Origin of the sequence: Streptomyces sp. NPDC050423 (genome assembly GCF_040655445.1) — a bacterium.
In the GTDB taxonomy this organism is placed as follows: Bacteria; Actinomycetota; Actinomycetes; order Streptomycetales; family Streptomycetaceae; genus Streptomyces.
Window position 1 is genome coordinate 43,311 of the sequence record NZ_JBFAJY010000046.1, and the last position, 18,029, is coordinate 61,339.

The 18,029-nt window shown below is 70.3% G+C and carries 12 protein-coding genes; 5 read left to right on the forward strand and 7 right to left on the reverse strand.

All coding sequences use genetic code 11. The features are described from left to right. Positions 1 to 62 precede the first annotated feature (62 nt). The gene (locus AB0I52_RS28165) at positions 63 to 3,908 is read left to right on the forward strand and encodes a GH92 family glycosyl hydrolase (protein ID WP_363077242.1); all 3,846 of its coding nucleotides are present in this window, start codon (positions 63 to 65) and stop codon (positions 3,906 to 3,908) included. Between the two features lie 88 nt (positions 3,909 to 3,996). Here AB0I52_RS28165 and AB0I52_RS28170 read toward each other — a convergent pair whose 3' ends face one another. The 3 genes from AB0I52_RS28170 to AB0I52_RS28180 all read right to left on the reverse strand — a co-directional run bounded on the left by AB0I52_RS28170 (position 3,997) and on the right by AB0I52_RS28180 (position 8,465). Then, positions 3,997 to 5,064 carry a DUF916 domain-containing protein gene (locus tag AB0I52_RS28170; protein ID WP_363077244.1) on the reverse strand — a complete coding sequence of 356 codons (1,068 nt, stop codon included), beginning with the start codon at positions 5,062 to 5,064 and terminating at the stop codon, positions 3,997 to 3,999. Between the two features lie 74 nt (positions 5,065 to 5,138). Continuing rightward, complete coding sequence (locus AB0I52_RS28175) at positions 5,139 to 7,115, reverse strand: metallophosphoesterase family protein (protein WP_363077246.1); 1,977 nt, start codon at positions 7,113 to 7,115, stop codon at positions 5,139 to 5,141. Between the two features lie 138 nt (positions 7,116 to 7,253). Continuing rightward, positions 7,254 to 8,465 (reverse strand): HupE/UreJ family protein, encoded by a 1,212-nt coding sequence (locus tag AB0I52_RS28180; RefSeq protein WP_363077248.1) that lies wholly within the window; start codon positions 8,463 to 8,465, stop codon positions 7,254 to 7,256. 215 nt (positions 8,466 to 8,680) lie between these two features. Here AB0I52_RS28180 and AB0I52_RS28185 point away from each other — a divergent pair, with 215 nt between their 5' ends. Next, positions 8,681 to 9,349: a hypothetical protein gene (locus AB0I52_RS28185; RefSeq protein WP_363077250.1), complete on the forward strand. Its 669-nt coding sequence runs from the start codon at positions 8,681 to 8,683 to the stop codon at positions 9,347 to 9,349. A 133-nt stretch (positions 9,350 to 9,482) separates the two neighbouring features. On the opposite strand, the gene AB0I52_RS28190 is transcribed toward AB0I52_RS28185, so the two are convergent. Further along, positions 9,483 to 10,547, reverse strand: coding sequence for a lytic polysaccharide monooxygenase (locus AB0I52_RS28190; protein WP_363077252.1), 1,065 nt, complete (start codon positions 10,545 to 10,547; stop codon positions 9,483 to 9,485). Positions 10,548 to 10,719: 172 nt separating this feature from the next. Between AB0I52_RS28190 and AB0I52_RS28195 the strand changes: the two genes are divergently transcribed. Then, complete coding sequence (locus tag AB0I52_RS28195) at positions 10,720 to 11,553, forward strand: helix-turn-helix transcriptional regulator (RefSeq protein ID WP_363077254.1); 834 nt, start codon at positions 10,720 to 10,722, stop codon at positions 11,551 to 11,553. Continuing rightward, on the forward strand, positions 11,550 to 11,759 hold the full coding sequence (locus AB0I52_RS28200) for a DUF397 domain-containing protein (protein WP_363077256.1): 210 nt from the start codon (positions 11,550 to 11,552) through the stop codon (positions 11,757 to 11,759). Before AB0I52_RS28195 ends, AB0I52_RS28200 begins: the two co-directional genes overlap by 4 nt. Positions 11,760 to 11,882: 123 nt before the next feature. Here the strand turns inward: AB0I52_RS28200 and AB0I52_RS28205 are convergent, their stop codons facing one another. The 3 genes from AB0I52_RS28205 to xylB all read right to left on the reverse strand — a co-directional run bounded on the left by AB0I52_RS28205 (position 11,883) and on the right by xylB (position 16,543). Next, the gene (locus AB0I52_RS28205; protein ID WP_363077258.1) at positions 11,883 to 12,527 is read right to left on the reverse strand and encodes a histidine phosphatase family protein; all 645 of its coding nucleotides are present in this window, start codon (positions 12,525 to 12,527) and stop codon (positions 11,883 to 11,885) included. 214 nt (positions 12,528 to 12,741) lie between these two features. Further along, on the reverse strand, positions 12,742 to 14,997 hold the full coding sequence (gene yicI / locus AB0I52_RS28210) for an alpha-xylosidase (protein WP_363077260.1): 2,256 nt from the start codon (positions 14,995 to 14,997) through the stop codon (positions 12,742 to 12,744). A 61-nt stretch (positions 14,998 to 15,058) separates the two neighbouring features. Beyond that, a complete protein-coding gene (gene xylB, locus AB0I52_RS28215) occupies positions 15,059 to 16,543 on the reverse strand; it encodes a xylulokinase (RefSeq protein WP_363077262.1) in 1,485 nt (494 codons plus the stop codon). 268 nt (positions 16,544 to 16,811) lie between these two features. Between xylB and xylA the strand changes: the two genes are divergently transcribed. Continuing rightward, positions 16,812 to 18,029, forward strand: a 1,218-nt coding sequence (gene xylA / locus AB0I52_RS28220; protein ID WP_363077264.1) for a xylose isomerase, incomplete at its 3' end; no start/stop codon positions are given.

The window sequence follows — 18,029 nt, forward strand, 5'->3', positions numbered from 1 at the left end:
GTTCTTGCGCACGCTTCTGACAACGTTGTCCAAGCGCACTTCCTCGGGAGGAATGGCTCGGCATGCAGCCCCGACACGGTTCTCGCAAGAGACAAAACAGTACGGCCGCCCTGATCGCGGCTTCACTGGTCCTGGTCGTGACAGCCCCCACCGCGGCCGCCGCTCAGTCGGCCGGGTCAGGAGAAAAGGGTCATAAGCCTTCGGGCGACCGGGTATTCAGTTCATCCTTCGAGGCTGACGAGAAGCAGCCGGACTGGCGCAATACCGTCGAAGAAGGCCCTGACGGAAAGAAGCGGACATCCGGTATCGATGGCGGCTTCTCCGCCGGAATACCGGGCAATGTCACTGACAAGGTCACAGATGTCCGCGCGAGCGAGGAGAACACCGGCGGCGGTGAGGTGAAGGAAAACCTCGTCGACGGTGAATCCGGTACGAAGTGGCTGTCCTTCAAGCCCACCGCCTGGGTCGAGTTCGATCTCGCCGAGCCGGTCAAGGTCGTCACGTACGCGCTGACCTCGGCCGACGACCACGCCGAGCGGGACCCGAAGGACTGGACGCTGCAGGGCTCCGAGGACGGCAAGAGCTGGACGGACCTGGACTCCAGGACCGGCCAGACCTTCTCCGAGCGCTTCCAGACCAAGTCGTACGACTTCACGACGGACAAGGCCTACCAGCACTTCCGCCTGGACATCACGAAGAACAACGGCGCCGGCGACGCGACCCAGCTCGCCGACGTCCAGTTCTCCGACGGGGACACCTCGGCCCCGGCCCCCGACGACATGCGCAGCCAGATCGACCGCGGCCCCTCCGGCTCCCCCACCGCCAAGGCCGGCGCGGGCTTCACCGGGAAGAAGGCGCTGCGCTACGCGGGTACGCACAAGGCGGACGGCCGGGCCTACTCGTACAACAAGGTCTTCGACGTCAACACGGCCGTCACCCGGGACACCGAGCTGTCCTACCTGGTCTACCCCCAGATGGGCGAGACGGACCTGTCGTACCCGGCCACGCACGTCGCGGTGGACCTGGCGTTCACCGACGGCACGTACCTGAGCGAGCTGCACGCCACCGACTCCAACGGCGGCCTGCTGACCCCGCAGGGCCAGGCCGATGCCAAGCGGCTGTACGTCAACCAGTGGAACAAGGTCGACGCGCAGATCGGCACCGTCGCGGCCGGCAAGACCGTCGACCGGATCCTCGTCGCGTACGACTCCCCCAAGGGCCCGTCGAAGTTCCAGGGCTGGATCGACGACGTCAAGATCGCCCCGAAGGCGCCGGAGAAGCGCAAGGCGCACCTCTCGGACTACGCCTCGACCGTCCGCGGCACCAACTCCAGCGGCAGTTTCTCCCGGGGCAACAACTTCCCCGCCACCGCCGTCCCCAACGGTTTCAACTTCTGGACCCCGGTGACCAACGCCGGATCGACGAGTTGGCTGTACGACTACGCGAAGGGCAACAACGAGGACAACCTGCCCACCCTCCAGGCCTTCAGCGCCAGCCATGAGCCGAGTCCCTGGATGGGCGACCGGCAGACCTTCCAGCTGATGCCGTCGGCCGCGTCCGGCACCCCGGACGCCTCGCGCACGGCACGCGCACTGCCGTTCAAGCACGAGAACGAGACGGCGACGCCCCACTACTACGGGGTCACGTTCGAGAACGGCCTCAAGGCCGAGATGACGCCGACCGACCACGCGGCGCGGATGCGGTTCACGTATCCGGGCAAGGACGCGAGCATGGTCTTCGACAACGTCTCCAACGACGGCGGGCTCACCCTCGACCCGAAGACCAGCTCCTTCACCGGGTTCTCCGACGTGAAGAGCGGCGGATCGACCGGTGCCACCCGGCTCTTCGTGTACGGCGTCTTCGACGCCCCCGTCACCAGCAGCGGGAAGCTCTCCGGCGGCGGTGGCGACGACGTGACCGGTTACCTCCGCTTCGACGCGGGCAAGGACCGTACCGTCAACCTGCGCCTGGCCACCTCGCTGATCAGCATCGACCAGGCGAAGCAGAACCTGGCCGCGGAGATCCCGGCCTCGCGCTCCTTCGGCCGGGTCGAGGACAAGGCCCGGGGCACCTGGGACGACCTGCTGGGCAAGGTGGAGGTCGAGGGCGCGACCGCCGACCAGCTGACCACGCTGTACTCCAGCATGTACCGGCTCTACCTCTACCCGAACTCGGGCTTCGAGAAGGTCGGCGGCAAGGACAAGTACGCCTCGCCGTTCTCACCGCAGGTCGGCTCGGACACCCCGACCCACACCGGCGCCAAGATCGTCGACGGCAAGGTGTACGTCAACAACGGCTTCTGGGACACCTACCGGACGACGTGGCCGGCGTACTCCTTCCTCACGCCGAAGAAGGCCGGCGAGATGGTGGACGGCTTCGTCCAGCAGTACAAGGACGGCGGCTGGATCTCCCGCTGGTCCTCGCCCGGCTACTCGGACCTGATGACCGGCACCTCGTCGGACGTCGCGTTCGCCGACGCGTACGTCAAGGGCGTGAAGTTCGACGCCGAGGCGGCGTACGACGCGGCCCTGAAGAACGCCACGGTCGTCCCGCCGTCCTCGGGCGTCGGGCGCAAGGGCATGGAGACCTCTCCGTTCGTCGGGTACGCGAACACCGGCACGCACGAGGGCCTGTCCTGGTCGCTGGAGGGCTACGTCAACGACTACGGCATCGCGCAGATGGGCGAGGCGCTCTACAAGAAGACGCACAAGCAGCGCTACAAGGACGAGTCCGAGTACTTCATGAACCGGGCCCGCAGCTACGTCGAGCTGTTCGACGACAAGGCCGGCTTCTTCCAGGGCAAGGACGCCAAGGGCGACTGGCGGCTGCCGTCCGACCAGTACGACCCGCGGGTCTGGGGCTACGACTACACCGAGACCAACGGCTGGGGCTACGCCTTCACCGCCCCGCAGGACAGCAAGGGCCTCGCCAACCTGTACGGCGGCCGGGACGGTCTGGCCAAGAAGCTGGACACGTACTTCGCCACCCCCGAGACGGCGGGCCCTGAGTTCGTCGGCAGTTACGGCGGCGTCATCCACGAGATGACGGAGGCCCGTGACGTACGGATGGGGCAGTACGGCCACAGCAACCAGGTCGCGCACCACGTCACGTACATGTACGACGCGGCGTCGCAGCCCTACAAGACGCAGGAGAAGGTCCGCGAGGTCCTGAGCCGCCTGTACACGGGCAGCGAGATCGGCCAGGGCTACCACGGCGACGAGGACAACGGCGAGCAGTCGGCCTGGTACCTCTTCTCCTCGCTCGGCTTCTACCCGCTGGTCATGGGCAGCGGCGAGTACGCGATCGGCTCCCCGCTGTTCACCAAGACCACGGTGCACCTGGAGAACGGCCGCGAGCTGGTCGTCAAGGCACCGAAGAACAGCGCGAAGAACATCTACGTCCAGGGCCTGAAGGTCAACGGCAAGAAGTGGACGTCCACCTCGCTGCCCCACGACCTGCTGGCCAAGGGGGGCGTGCTGGACTTCGACATGGGCTCCAAGCCGTCGGCCTGGGGCACCGGCAAGGACGCCGCCCCGGTCTCCATCACCAAGGACGACAAGGTCCCGTCGCCGAGGAAGGACGTCCTGAAGGGCGCGGGCGCCCTGTTCGACAACACCTCGGCGACCTCCGCCCAGGTCGAGTCGGTGGAGCTGCCGGCCCCCGCGGGCACGAAGGCGGTCCAGTACACGCTGACCTCGGCAACGGCGGCGAAGGCCCCGACGGGCTGGGTCCTGCAGGGATCGGCGGACGGCACCTCCTGGAAGGACCTCGACAAGCGGTCCGGCCAGACCTTCGCCTGGGACAAGCAGACGCGGGCGTTCTCGGTGCAGGTGCCGAAGGCGTACGCGAAGTACCGGCTGGTGAGCACGGCGGCGGCGACGCTGGCGGAGATCGAGCTGATCTCCTGAGTCACCCGCCGACCGCATGAGGACGGGCCGCCCGCACACCGGGCGGCCCGTTCCCGTGTGCGCGGGCCGGCCGGCCTGCTCCGGGCCCTCAGGAGAGCTGGTCCGTCTTGTCCCGCAGGGCTTGCTCCACAGCCTCACGCACCCGTTCCTCCTCACGCCGGGCACGGCGGGCGCGCGCCCGCCGCCGCAGCACGAACACCGCTGCGGCCGCGCCCAGGAGGAGGACCAGGAGCAGCAGGAGCGTCCAGGGAACGGCCCAGCCGTGGGCCGTGGTCCGGACGGGGTCGAGTGCGGTGGTGGAGCCGGCGGCGTCGGTGACGAGCGGGGTGACGGCGACGGTGGCCGTGAGCCGGAGGGCCGGGGTGACGTCGTGGACGGGGACCGTGACCTTCCAGAGCTCGCCCGGCAGCAGCTCCGGCGGCGCGGCGATCTTGCCGGCCTCGGTGCCCAGCGTCCCGAAGGGACCGTTGAGGGTGACCTTCTGGGTGCCGGAGAGCAGCGCGTTGCCGGTGTTGTGGAGGCTGTAGGTCACCGTGGCGTCGCCCGAGGCGAACGGGTTCACGGAGCCCCGGTAGTCGACGTGCACGTCCTCGACGGCGAGTGCGGGCCGCAGGGCGCCGCTGACCCGCAGCTTGATCCGGATGCCGAGGCGGCGGTCGACGGCGATTCCCTCGGCGTCGTCGGGCTGCTTGAGCGACGTCAGGATGCCGCCCACGTAGTCGCCGGGGGGCGCGTTGTCCGGGACCTTGACGGTGAAGGGGATCTCCGCGCTCTTGCCCGGGGCTATCCGGACGCTCTTGCGGCCGGCCTGGACCCAGGAGCCGATGGAGCGGGACTTCTTCCCCTCGGTGAGGAGGTCGAGCTGGCCCTTCTCCGTCGTGAAGCCGTCGGCGGCGTAGACGGCGAGGTTCAACGGGTCGGTGCCGTGGTTGGCCACCACCAGGGCATCCTCGGCCGTACCGCCGGGGTTGACGGCGTAGCCGAAGCTCGACCGGTCCTCCCCGTAGTCGTTGGCGGCGGTCCGGACCGTCCAGGTGACGTCGCCCTCGGCCGCCCGTGCCGGGCCGGTGGAGGTGCCGAACGCCAGTGCCGCGATCAGGACGAGCAGGGCGGTGCGGACGGCGGCGGTGCGGCGAGGTGGTGCCACTGCGTGCATGGGGTCTCTCTCGGAACGGCGGCGTGGCAGGCTGCGGCGTACCGGAGCCTGCCACGCCGGTGGAGCGGGGAGGGTCAGCTGCTCAGCGCAGTGATCGTGAGGGTGGCTCGGTAGCCGCCCTTCTGGACGGAGTCCGGGATCTTCAGATCGAGGTCGGCGCCCAGCTTGGCCGTGCCGCGGGCGTGCCCCTGGGGTGCGGAACCGAGGCCCCGGGAGAGGGCCAGGCCGTCACCCTTGCCGCCGTAGCCGGAGGGGACCGACGCACCCGCCTTGGCTCCGGCGCCCTGGTCGAGGAGGTACGGCGACCAGCCGAGGTAGGAGCCCTCGAAGGTCTTCTCGGCGTCCTTGAACTGGCTCACGCCGGCCGAGACCGCCCACGGGGAGAGGGAACGGCGGGTGTCCGACACGAGGATCGGGTTGATCTTGCCGGAGGCGGTGAAGTGGTCACCGTTCTCCTCCTTGGCCGTGCCGAGGTCCACCAGGCCGTTGTAGCCGTCGATGGTCCAGCCGAACTCGCCCGGAGCGGGCTTCGGCACGTTTACCTGGAGGGACTGGGCGTCACCGTTGTACGGGTGGACGCTCACCTTGTCGACGACCGAGCCGACCGGCTGGGCGGCGGTGGTGTTCTTGCACCAGTCTCCCTTGGAGACCTGGGAGTTGGGAGCGCCGCAGCTGCCGCTGCGGATGTTCTCCACGACGAGCTTCTCGTCCCGCACCTGGACCTTGACGTAGCTGCGGACGTGCTCCTGGTTCTGGACGGAGTTGTACCAGTAGCTGTCCGGGTTCAGCGGGTCGGCGCCGTTGCCCGCGCCGCTGGTGGCGCTGGAGTCGGGCTGGGTGATGTCGTAGTACTTCGAGCCCGAGGCCGAGTTGGCCGTGACGTAGAGGACGCCGCCGGGGCCGGGGTAGACGTCGGCCGCGCCGGGCTGCTCCTCGGGATCGGCCTTCTCACCGTTCTTGATGAGGTAGCTGCGGGAGTAGCTGTGGTCGTGGCCCTGGAGGACCATGTCGACGCCCAGCTTGGAGAAGGTCGTCGGGAAGTCGACCCGGCGGGCCTTGTTGTCCTTGTCCTTGGCGTGCGAGGCCGGCGAGTAGATCGAGTGGTGGTAGACGAGCACCTTCCACTTGGCTTCGGAGCCGTGCTCGTTGATGACGTCCGTGACGTACTTGGTGTGTGCCTCGTCGCCTCCGCCGCCCTGGGAGGTGGCGTAGCTGTTGCTGTTGAGGTCGATGAACAGCACATCCTTGTAGATGTACCAGTAGTTGCCGCCCGAGGTGTCGGACGCCGGGTCGCCGTTGGAGTACAGCGCACCCGAGTTGTCGGTGTTCGGCGTCGAGAAGTGCTGCTCGTACGCCTTGCCGCCGACGTCGTGGTTGCCGATGGTGGCGGCCCACGGGTACTGGCGCAGCTGGTCGGGCGCCAGGAAGGAGTTCCACTGGGACTCGTTGTTGGCGCTCTCGACCTGGTCGCCGCCGGAGACCAGGATCTCGGCCTTCGGGTTGGCCTTGGTGGCCACGTCCAGGGTGTCCTGCCAGCCTGCCTGGTCCTGTGCCAGGTCCCCGGAGGAGCCTATCTGCGGGTCGCCGAGGAACAGGAAGTCGTACTCACCCTCGAAGTCCTGGGTGGCGAAGGAGTACGCCTTGGACCAGTTGCCCTGGGTTCCGACGCGGTAGGAGTAAGCGGTGTTCTCCTTGAGGCCGGTGAGCGTGGCACTGCGGTTGTAACCGCCGCTGGCCGCGATGTTCTTGGCGCCCAGGGCGTCGAAGACGGCGGAGTCGGCGGGGAACTCGCCACCGGTGAGCTGCGCGGTGGGCGCGAGCTGGACCTTCTGGGCGGTGTCGGCGGAGGAGTACCAGCTGACGGTGCGCTGGGTCTCGTTGGCGCCGACGCCCAGGACGATGCCGGAGAGCGTGGAGGATTCGGCCGCGGCCGCGGGTGCGGCCTGTCCGCCCGTGAAGGCCACGGCCAGGCCGAGGAGGGCGGCGGTGGTGCCGGTGGCCACACGGTGCCGCACAGGCCTGCGAGCCTGCTGGGAAGAGTGCGTTCTCATGAAGTATCGATTCTTTTGTGTACAAACGGTGGGCATGAAGTGCACACGCGAAGGAGGACACCAAGCTCTCGGCACCGGGTGAACGGCCTGCGAATGCGATGAGGGCGGAGGCTGAACATCAGCGCTGACCTGCGGTTCCTACGATTCGGTCACGCGCTGCACGAACCAGGCGAGGCCCATCGCGGCCACCCCCGCCGACAGCGCTCCGGTGACCCACCGGGCGGCCCGCGGCGAGCGGCGCCCGAGCAGCAGGAGAAGCGGGAACAGCACGGCGATGAAGCCGAGTTGGACGGCCTCGATGCCGATGTTGAACACCAGCAGGGACCACAGCAGGGTCCAGGACCACGAGGCCTCGATGCCGAGCGCGCCCGCGAAGCCGAGGCCGTGCACGAGGCCGAAGCAGAACACCACGCCGAGCCGGGTCCACCCGGCCCGGTCCAGGGCAAACCGGCTCTCGCCCGGCGCCCGGAGTTCCATGACCTGGGCGCCGCCCCCTCGCAGGCGCCACAGGTGCCAGCCCGCGACCACGGCGATGGACAGCGCGATGACGGGCTCCACCAGCCCCGCGGGGACGTCGACCAGCCCCAGGGCGGCCAGCAGGAACGTCACCGAGTGGGCGAGGGTGAACGCGGTGGCGGCGAGGACGACTTCGCGGGGGCGCCGGGATCCGGCGATGAGGGCGAGCAGGAACAGGATGTGGTCGGTGCCCGTCAGCAGGTGCTCGGCGCCGAGGCGGAAGAACTCCCAGAAGCGCTCCGTCCAGGACTGGCTGATCGGGAAGGTCGGGTGCCCGCCGTCGAGGGCGGCGCTGCCGGTGCGGCCGTCGACGTCGTAGGTGACGATCGTCTTGGTTCCCTTGACATAGCCCTCCGGGTCGGGGAAGAGGGCGCTGCGGATCTCGTGGTCGCCGGTGCCGTGTCCGGCGCAGGTCCAGTCGAGCGCGAACAGCGCGTAGGGCACGCCCTCCTCGGTGCCCATCCGGAACCCGCCGACCGGGGCGGGCTCGCAAGCGGTGCCACCCGTGGTGATCGAGAAGCGTTGGGTGACGTAGTCGACGACGGTCTCGCGGTGGGAGTCGAGGGCCGCGGCGCGGGCGCGGGCGTCCCCGTCCTCGAACGCGTCGGTTCCGGCGCGGAAGAGGGGGTCGTCGGAGCCCGCGTCGGCGGCCGAGACGACCAGCAGGTCGTACTCCAGCTTCAGTTCGGTCCGGAGCGGGCCGTCACCGTCGGCGGTGACGTGCGCGTACACGACGGAGGTGAAGCCATGGGCGGCGGCGGGCCTGACGAGGCCGAGGAAGAGGAAGACCGCCGCGGCGAGGACGAGCAGCAGGCGGCGGACACGGTGCGACATGATTCTCCTTGGGGTTACCCGTGCACCGTGCTGGTCGCGGATGAACCGACGACGACCGGTCAGCGAACCATGAGAAAACAAACGTTCGAAAGCGGTCGGAACGATGGAGATCGTGTGGAACGGACGCGCAGGATGTGGGAAAAGCCGCTCCGCACCCGGCTCCGTCCAGCTCCCCGCCGGGCCGCCGCCACGCTCCCTCCCGGAGGACGATCGTCTTGCACCACCCGCCCCTTGCCGCCGTACTGGCGGTGGCCGCCGCACTGCTCACCGGATGCGCTCCGGGCGACGACTGGTCGCAGCAGCGCCCCAGCCCCTCCGCCGTCGGGGCACTGGGCGCGGGCTTCACCGGTCCGGGCAAGTCACCCGCACCGGAGTCGACGATCACGCCGGGCCCCGGTTCGTGGTCCGGGGTCAGGCCCGCGCCCGGCACCCGGGTCGTCCTGCTCAGCGCGGGCGGCGACCGCCCGGCGAAGACCCTGGCGAAGGCGGTGAAGGCGTGGGCGAAGGACGCGGACGTGGACCTGCGCACCGTGACCGCGTCCGGCGCCGCCGACCTCCTGCCCGCCGTCGAACGGGCGCTGGAGCTGCACCCGGACCTCGTCGTCAGCGCGGGCAACGACCTCATCGACCCCCTGACCACGGTCAGCCCGAGCCATCTCGCCCAGCAGTTCCTGGTCGTGGGTGCGGAACTCGCCGAACCCACCGAGAACGTGACGGCGGTCGACTGGTCGGGGGCCTCGTTCCGCGGGGAGGGACTCGGCATGTCCTCGACGTACGACCCCGCCTCGTTCACCGACGCCCGCTGCGCGGCCGCCGTCCGAGCCGGCGCCGCCGCGGTACTGACGGGGCACACCGGGATCGTGGTGTGGCTGGACGAGTTCTAGGTCGTGTCGTCAAACTGCCGCCTGCCGCGGGCCGGACGGGACTTCGCGGACCCGACCTGGGGCCGGTCTCCTCACCGAGGGATCGCGCACGGACGGCCGGTATCTCCCCACGAGATGCCGGCCGTCCGCGTCCTCACCCCACCGTGCAGGCGAGTTCGGTGGCGGGATCGGGGTTACCGCCGGTGGAGACGTACCCGAAGGTCGCGGATTGCCCCGGGTCGAGCGATCCGTTCCAGTCCACGTTGTGGACCATCACGTCCTGGCCCTGGACCGTCATCGCACCGTTCCAGAGGCTGTCCACGCTCTGCCCGTCCGGCTGGGTCCAGCCGACCATCCAGCCGAGCATCGGGACGTCACCGGTGTTGGTGACGGTCACCTCGGACTGGTAACCGCCGCTCCAGCTGCCGGTGGTGGCGAGCGTCGCGGCGCACAGGCCGGGCGGCGGTTCGGTCGGGATCGTCGGGTCCTTGACTCCGGTCACCTCACCGTTGCCCCCGTCGAAGACCACGTCGGAGCAGGAGTAGAACGTCTCCTGGCTGTCGGAGCGCTCCCACACCATGTAGATGATGTTGCGGCCGTCCTTGCCGGCCGGAAGCGTCCCGGACCAGGAGTAGTTGGCCTCCACCGTCCCCGGAGTCCCGTTCAGCGGCGGGTGATCGACGTCAAGGAAGGGCGTCTCCTCCATGTCGTCCCAGGCCAGCGGCTGTGTCGGGTCGTAGCCGTCCTTGGTGACGTAGACGTGGAACGAACCGGGGTGCGCCGCCCAGGCGTTGTACGCGAAGTCGACGGTCGCGCCCGAGGTCAGATGGGTCAGCGGCCAGTCGGCGCTGGGCGTGTTGAAGCCGGTGAAGTTGGGGTTCCCGCCGCTGCACAGCTCGCCGTCCGGCACGAAGCCGCGGGTGCGGCCCGCGCCGTCGGAGCGGAGCACGGAGAACCAGTTGTAGAACGGCGTGGTCCCGCTCTCCTGCGCGGCGGCCCGGCAAGCGGGGTTGACGGGTTTGATCTCCCCGGTGTCGGTGAGCGCGTCCTGCCAGCACAGGAAGGTTCGGCTGGCGGGCTTCATCGGCGTGCCGTGGGCCTCGGCCCGGCCGCCGGAGGTGACGACGACCAGCCCGAGGGCGGGCAGGGCCGTGAGGAGGGCGAGCAGGGTCAGAAGCAGTGCTCTGGGCCGGGTGGAGGCCAGTAATCGGTCGATCACGATGTACGTCCCTTCGCTGCGATGGCTTGGGAGCGCTCCCACTGCCCGGGGAGGCTAGCGCGGCGGAGCGGGACTGTAAACGGCCCCGGCCCTGGTTCGGGCGGCCACCCTTGCGGGTGGCTCATGGTCGTTCGCCGGTGGGACGGGGCCGGCTCCCGTTACATTCCGTGGCATGCCGCAGCCGAAGGACCTGGACCCGTACACCGACCCGCGCGCCTTCTACGGCGCCGAGTTGCGCCGGCTGCGCGAGTCCGCCGGACTGTCCCAGAGCGAGCTGGGCGCCCGGGTCTTCTGCTCCGGTACGTACATCGGGCTGTTCGAAGCGGGGGAACGGCGACCGCAGTTGGAGCTGTCGCGGGGGCTGGACGAGCTACTGGGGAGCGGCGAGCATCTTCAGCGGCTGTGCAGGCTGGCCCAGACGTCGAAGGTGGCGGGGTATTTCGCGGATGCGGCCGAACTTCAGCTCCAGGCCTCGTTCATCGGCAGCTACACGTCGATGCTCGTCCTGGGGCTTCTGCAGACCGAGTCCTACGCACGAGCTCTCACCCGGGCCGCCCATCCCTTCTCCACCGCGGACGTCGTCGAGGGGCACGTCCGCACCCGCATGGAACGCACGGGTCTCCTCGACTCCCCCACCGCGCCGGTGCTCTGGGTGGTGCTTCACGAGGCAGCGCTGCTGCTGCCGGTGGGCGGGAACGCCGTGATGTCCGAGCAGCTCGACCACCTCGCCGAGCAGACCGCCGCCCGTCCACGTCTCATCACGCAGGTGCTTCCGTTCTCGGCCGGGGCACACCCGTTTCTGCACGGGTCGATGACGCTCATGCAGTTCGACGAAGCTCCCGCCGCCGTGTACACGGAGGGTGCCTACAGCGGCCAACTCGTGGAAGAACCGCTGCTGGTGGAGCAGTACAGCTCCGCATACGATCTGGCCAGGGCTGCCGCGCTGTCGCCGGAGGCATCCCTTGACCGGATCGTCTCGGCGGCGAAGGAGTTCGCGACGCCATGAGCACCACACCTGATCTGCGCATCGCTGCCTGGCGCAAGTCGTCGTACAGCAACGGGGACGGCGGCGAGTGCGTCGAGATAGCCGACAACATCCCCGGCAGCGTCCCCGTAAGGGACAGCAAGGCGGTCCCCGGTGGGCCCGCGCTCACGTTCGCGGCGGCGAGTTGGACACCGTTCGTCGCGGCGCTCGGGGACGGCTCGATCTGAACGCGCCTCGTCTGAACGCGACTCGGTCCGGTCAGGACTCCGCTACGTGGCACGGGCCCGGAGCACAACGACCGGGCCCGTGCCACTCCCCGCCGCAACCGACAGCGACCCGCCCGTTCGGCCTCAGGCCCGCTCCGGTGTCTCCGGAACGGCCGTGGGGAACAGGCTCTCCGGCAGGGTCACGTTCCACGCCGTGATGACCGGCTGGCCGTGCTCCCGGCCGAGCCGGGACACCGCCCCGGTGGCGAGCTGGAAGAGCGTGCCCTCGGCCGGGGTCAGGCCGAGGTAGCGGGCGGTCAGGACGCGCAGGAAGTGGGAGTGGGCGACGAGCACGATGTCCTCGTCACCGGCCCGTTCGGCCGCCTTCCGGACCTCCGCCAGCACCCGGTCGGCCCGCTCCCCCACCTCCGCGGGGGTCTCCCCGGGGTGTGCCTCGGGGCCTGCGGTGACGCCGTCGGTCCAGAGGTTCCAGCCGGGGCGGGTGAGCCGGATGTCGTGGGTGGTGATGCCCTCGTAGCCGCCGTAGTCCCACTCGCGCAGCTCGGGGGTGATCCGGGGCGCGGCGAGTCCGGCGAGTTCGGCGGTGCGCCGGGCGCGTACGGAGGGGCTGACCAGGGTGAGGGCGATGTCGCGGTCCGCGAGCAGCTGCGCGAGGGCGCGGGCCTGGCGTTCCCCGAGGGGCGTCAGGGGCAGGTCGGTGTGGCTCGTGTGCTGTCCGTTGCGGGACCACTCGGTCTCGCCGTGCCGGATCAGGATCAACTCGCCCATGTGGAGGCCATCCGCTCTCTGTGCCGTTTCCGCTCACCGAAGCCGCCCGGCGGGACCGGGCGGCTTCACACGCTGTCAACGGTTCGAACCCGCTGATCCACGATCGCATTCCGGCCGTGGCGAGGGCGGCGGCGCGCCCGGAGACACCCGGATCCCGCCGCGCCCTGCCCGGTCGGTCCTGTCGGACCGGGCAGGGCGGTCCGGTCCGGCTCGCTCAGCCCTTGGTGACGTCCGACGCGGTCTCGCCGACGACCACGACCTCGTACGGCCGGTCCGTGTCCGCGGTGACGCGGAGCGTGCCGCCCTCGCGGACCAGGTGGTACGTGGCGGCGGGGGCGCCGGTGAGGCCGGGGACGATGACCGTGCGGGTGAAGTCGCCCAGGCCCTCGGGGGCGTACACGCGCAGCTCCAGGTTCTGCGTCCAGTCGCCGTCGGGGCGGGAGACGTCCGCGCCCAGCGGGAGGACCGCGCCGGGGCGGACCAGGAGCGGGAGGCTGTCGAAGCCGTGGGTGCCGTGGTGCCAGCCGGGCCCGGTGACCGTCTCGCCGGTCAGGAAGTGGGTCCAGGTGCCCTCGGGGACGTAGTACTCGACCTGCCCGTCCTCGCTGAAGACCGGCGCGACCAGGAGGTCGGGGCCGAGCAGGTACTGGCGGTCCACCGTGCGGGTGGCCGGGTCGTCGGGGAACTCCAGCAGCATCGGCCGCATGGTGGGGATGCCGGTGCGGTGGGCCTCGACGGCCGCGCCGTACAGGTACGGCATCAGCCGGTGCTTCAGTTCGGTGAACTGCCTGGCGACCGCGACCGCCTCGTCGCCGAACTCCCACGGCACCCGGTAGGACGAGGAGCCGTGCAGACGGCTGTGCGAGGAGAGCAGGCCGAAGGCGAGCCAGCGCTTGAAGACCGCCGGGTCGGGGGTGCCCTCGAAGCCGCCGATGTCGTGGCTCCAGAAGCCGAAGCCGGACAGGCTCAGCGAGAGGCCGCCGCGCAGGGACTCGGCCATCGCGCCGAACGAGGACCAGCAGTCGCCGCCCCAGTGGACGGGGAACTGCTGGCCGCCGGCGGTGGCGGAGCGGGCGAACAGGACCGCCTCGCCCTGGCCGCGCTCCTTCTCCAGGAGTTCGAAGACGGCCTTGTTGTACAGGTGCGTGTAGTAGTTGTGCATCCGCTCCGGGTCTGAGCCGTCGTGCCAGACGACATCGGTGGGGATGCGCTCGCCGAAGTCCGTCTTGAAGCCGTCGACGCCCTGGTCGAGGAGGGTCTTCAGCTTGCTCTGGAACCAGGCGGTGGCCTCGGGGTCGGTGAAGTCGACCAGCGCCATGCCGGCCTGCCACTTGTCCCACTGCCAGATGTCGCCCTCGGGGGTGAGGACGAAGTAGCCCTTGTCGGCGCCCTCCGCGTACAGGGCGCTCTTCTGCGCGATGTACGGGTTGATCCAGACACAGATCTTCAGCCCCTTCTCCTTGAGCCGGGTGAGCATGCCGACCGGGTCGGGGAAGGTGTCCGGGTCCCATTCGAAGTCGCACCACTGGTACTCGCGCATCCAGAAGCAGTCGAAGTGGAACACCGAGAGCGGGATGCCGCGCTCGGACATGCCGTCCACGAAGGAGGTGACGGTCGCCTCGTCGTAGTCGGTGGTGAACGAGGTGGTCAGCCAGAGGCCGAACGACCAGGCCGGGGGCAGGGCCGGACGGCCGGTGAGCGCGGTGTAGCGGGTGAGGACGTCCTTGGGCGTGGGGCCCGCGACGACGAAGTACTCCAGGACCTGGTCCTCGACGCTGAACTGCACCTGGCCGACGGCCTCGGAGCCGACCTCGAAGGAGACCTTGCCGGGGTGGTTGACGAAGACGCCGTAGCCGCGCGAGGACAGGTAGAACGGGACGTTCTTGTAGGCCTGTTCGCTGTTGGTGCCGCCGTCGGCCTGCCACATGTCGACGACCTGGCCGTTCTTGACGTACGGCGTGAACCGCTCGCCGAGGCCGTGGATCGTCTCGCCGACGCCGAGGGCGAGCTGGGCGACCATGTGGTGGCTGCCGTCCCGCACGGTGGCGAAGGCGGTGCCCTTGCGCCCGGCGGCGGTCAGCAGGCGGCCGTCCGAGTCCAGGAACTCCAGGCCGAAGTCGCCCTCGGTGGGGAGCCGCAGGGTGAGCGGGCCGCTGATGAGTTCGGCAGCCGGGCCGGCGTCACGGGTGGTGGCCGTGGCGTCCTCGGTGGCGCCGGGCAGGGCGAACTCCGGGCCGGGACGGCGCTTGCCCGCGAGGTGGGTGACGCGGACACCGATGACGCCTTCGGCGGGGGCGAACGCCTCCACCGTGATCAGCGGTGCGTTGAGGGTGTCACCGCGCCGCGTGACGCGCTTGACGGCCGCGTGCGCGGTGAGTCGGTCGGCGTCGAGCCGCAGATCGCGGAGCTCGGTGGCGTACGAGGCGTGCACACCGTCTCGCATCTGCCAGAAGCCGTCGGTGAACTTCATGGGGGGTCTTCCTTAGCCGGTACGGGGGTGTGTTCGGGGGTGAGTCGTCAGGAGGGGGCCGTCACGGGTGCGCCGCCAGGAGGGCCGGCGTCGCGCGGTCGAGGACCGAGGTCACCCGGTTCCAGGTGGCCGTGTCCCTCGGTACGGCGGGCAGTTCGCGGCCCCGCCCGGTGCCCCACTCCATGGCCAGGGCCACCGGGTCCCGGCCGGTCGCGGCGCCCGCGGCGAGGGCGGCGGCGCCCAGCGCGACCAGCTCGGCCGCGTCGGGGACGACCAGGGGGCGGCCGGACAGCCGGCGCACGGTCTCCACCCACATCGCGCCGCGAGCGCCCCCGCCGATCAGCCGGATCGGCGCGTCGGGCGCGTCGAGCGGCAGTTCGTCCAGGGCGCGCAGGACGGCGACGACCGCGCCCTCGTAGGCGGCGCCGAGGATCTGCTGCCGGGTCGTGTCGTGCCGCAACCCGTGCAGCAGACCGGAGGCGGCGGGCAGGTCCGGGGTGCGTTCGCCGTCCAGGAAGGGCAGCAGCACGGCCTCACCGCCGGGTGCGGCGTTTTCGCGGTCCAGGCCGAGCAGCCCGGCGACCTTGTCCACGGCGAGCGTGCAGTTCAGGGTGCAGCCCAGCGGGAGGTAGGTGCCGTCGGCCCCGGCGAACCCGGCGACCGGTGCGGAGTGCGGGCGGTTGCGCGTGGCGGCGAAGACGGTGCCCGAGGTGCCGAGGCTGACCACCGGGTGGTCCAGGAGCCCTTCGGCGCCCAGGCCCAGGCCGACCGCGGCGGCCATGTTGTCGCCGGTGCCCGCGGCGACGGGGATGCCGGCGGGCAGGCCCAGGGCTCGGGCGGCCTGTTCGGTGAGGCCTCCGGCGCGGGTGGCCCCGGTGGCGGCGACGGTGGACAGCAGTTCCGCGCGCATACCGGTGAGGGCGAGCAGCTCGGGGTCGTAGGCACCGGTGGCGGTGGAGTACCAGCAGGTGCCGGAGGCGTCGCCGGGGTCGGTGACGGCGGCGCCGCTCAGCCGTTCGGTGAGGAAGTCGTGCGGGAGGCGGACGGCGGCGGCCGCCGCGGCGGCGGCCGGTTCGTGCTCGCGCAGCCACATCCACTTGGCGGCGGTCATCGAGGCGACCGGTACCGATCCCGTGCGGTCCAGCCAGGTCTCCCGGCCCAGGGCTGCGGTGAGGGCGACGGCCTGCGGGGCGGAACGGGTGTCGTTCCACAGGAGTGCCGGGCGCAGTGGGCTGCCGTCCGCGTCCAGCACGACCAGGCCGTGCTGCTGGCCCGCCACGGCGATGCCGATGACGACGGCCGGGTCCAGGCCCGAATCGGCGAGGGCCGCGGCGACCGCGGTGCGCAGCGCCCGCCACCACTCCTCCGGGTCGCTCTCCCGGGCGCCCCCCTGGCCGGTCACGGTGTGCGGGGCGCGGCCGACGGCGAGCAGCCGGCCGGTCGCGGCGTCGACGACGGCGGCCTTGGTGGACTGGGTGGAGCTGTCCACGCCGATGACGGCCGCTGCCGGTGCGGTGGCCGGTTTCCTGGCTGGTCGCGACGGCATGTCGTACCTCATTCCTCTGAGTCCCGGTTTTGATCGTACACAAAACAAATGTTTTTCGAAGCGCTTCGACAGGGCTGGAACCGGCACCACGACCTGCCCCGATCGGTGCGCAACACCCCTCATTCCACCACTGGGTTGCCTCTACGTGACGGTCACGTCACGGGGATGGTCTAGAAACAAACGTCAGGATGGCGTATTAGTACTGCCAGCAAACAAATCGGTCGGACGGCAGCGCAGCCGTCCGGGCATGTCGACAAGAGGCAGCAGAATGTCGAACCGCTTCACTCCCACCCCCGCCGACAGGTTCACCTTCGGACTCTGGACTGTCGGCTGGCGCGGCAACGACCCCTTCGGTGACGCCACCCGTCCCGCCCTGGACCCGGTCGAGTCCGTCGAGCGCCTCGCGGAACTCGGCGCGCACGGTGTGACGTTCCACGACGACGACCTGATCCCGTTCGGCTCGACGGACTCCGAGCGCGCCGCGATCGTCACGCGCTTCAAGGACGCCCTGGACCGCACCGGCCTCAAGGTCCCGATGGCGACGACGAACCTGTTCACGCACCCGGTGTTCAAGGACGGCGGGTTCACGTCCAACGACCGTGACGTGCGCCGGTTCGCGCTGCGCAAGGTCATCCGCAACATCGACCTCGCCGTCGAGCTGGGCGCCGAGACGTATGTGGCGTGGGGTGGGCGTGAAGGTGCGGAGTCCGGCGGGGCCAAGGACGTACGGGTCGCGCTGGACCGGATGAAGGAGGCGTTCGACCTGCTCGGCGAGTACGTCACCGGCCAGGGCTACGACCTCCGGTTCGCCATCGAGCCCAAGCCGAACGAGCCGCGCGGCGACATCCTGCTGCCGACCGTCGGCCACGCCCTGGCCTTCATCGAGCGCCTGGAGCGCCCCGAGATGTACGGCGTGAACCCCGAGGTCGGCCACGAGCAGATGGCCGGGCTGAACTTCGCCCACGGCATCGCGCAGGCGATCTGGTCGGGCAAGCTCTTCCACATCGACCTCAACGGCCAGTCCGGCATCAAGTACGACCAGGACCTCCGCTTCGGCGCCGGCGACCTGCGCCAGGCCTTCTGGCTCGTCGACCTGCTGGAGAGCTCGGACTACACCGGCCCGCTGCACTTCGACTTCAAGCCGGTGCGCACCGACGGCATCGACGGGGTCTGGGAGTCCGCGAAGAACTGCATGCGCAACTACCTGATCCTCAAGGAGCGCGCGCTGGCGTTCCGCGCCGACCCGGCCGTCAAGGAGGCGCTGGCCGCCTCCCGGCTGGACCAGCTGGCGCAGCCCACCGCCGCCGACGGCGTCAAGGCCCTGCTGGCCGACCGCTCCGCGTACGAGGAGTTCGACGTGGACGGCGCGGCAGAGCGCTCGATGGCGTTCGTCCGGATGACCGGCCAGCACGACGGTGTGCGGGGTGCCGATCTGGTCCTTGAGGTGAGCGTCGCTGTTCCCGACGGCCGGCCGCCACCGTCCCCG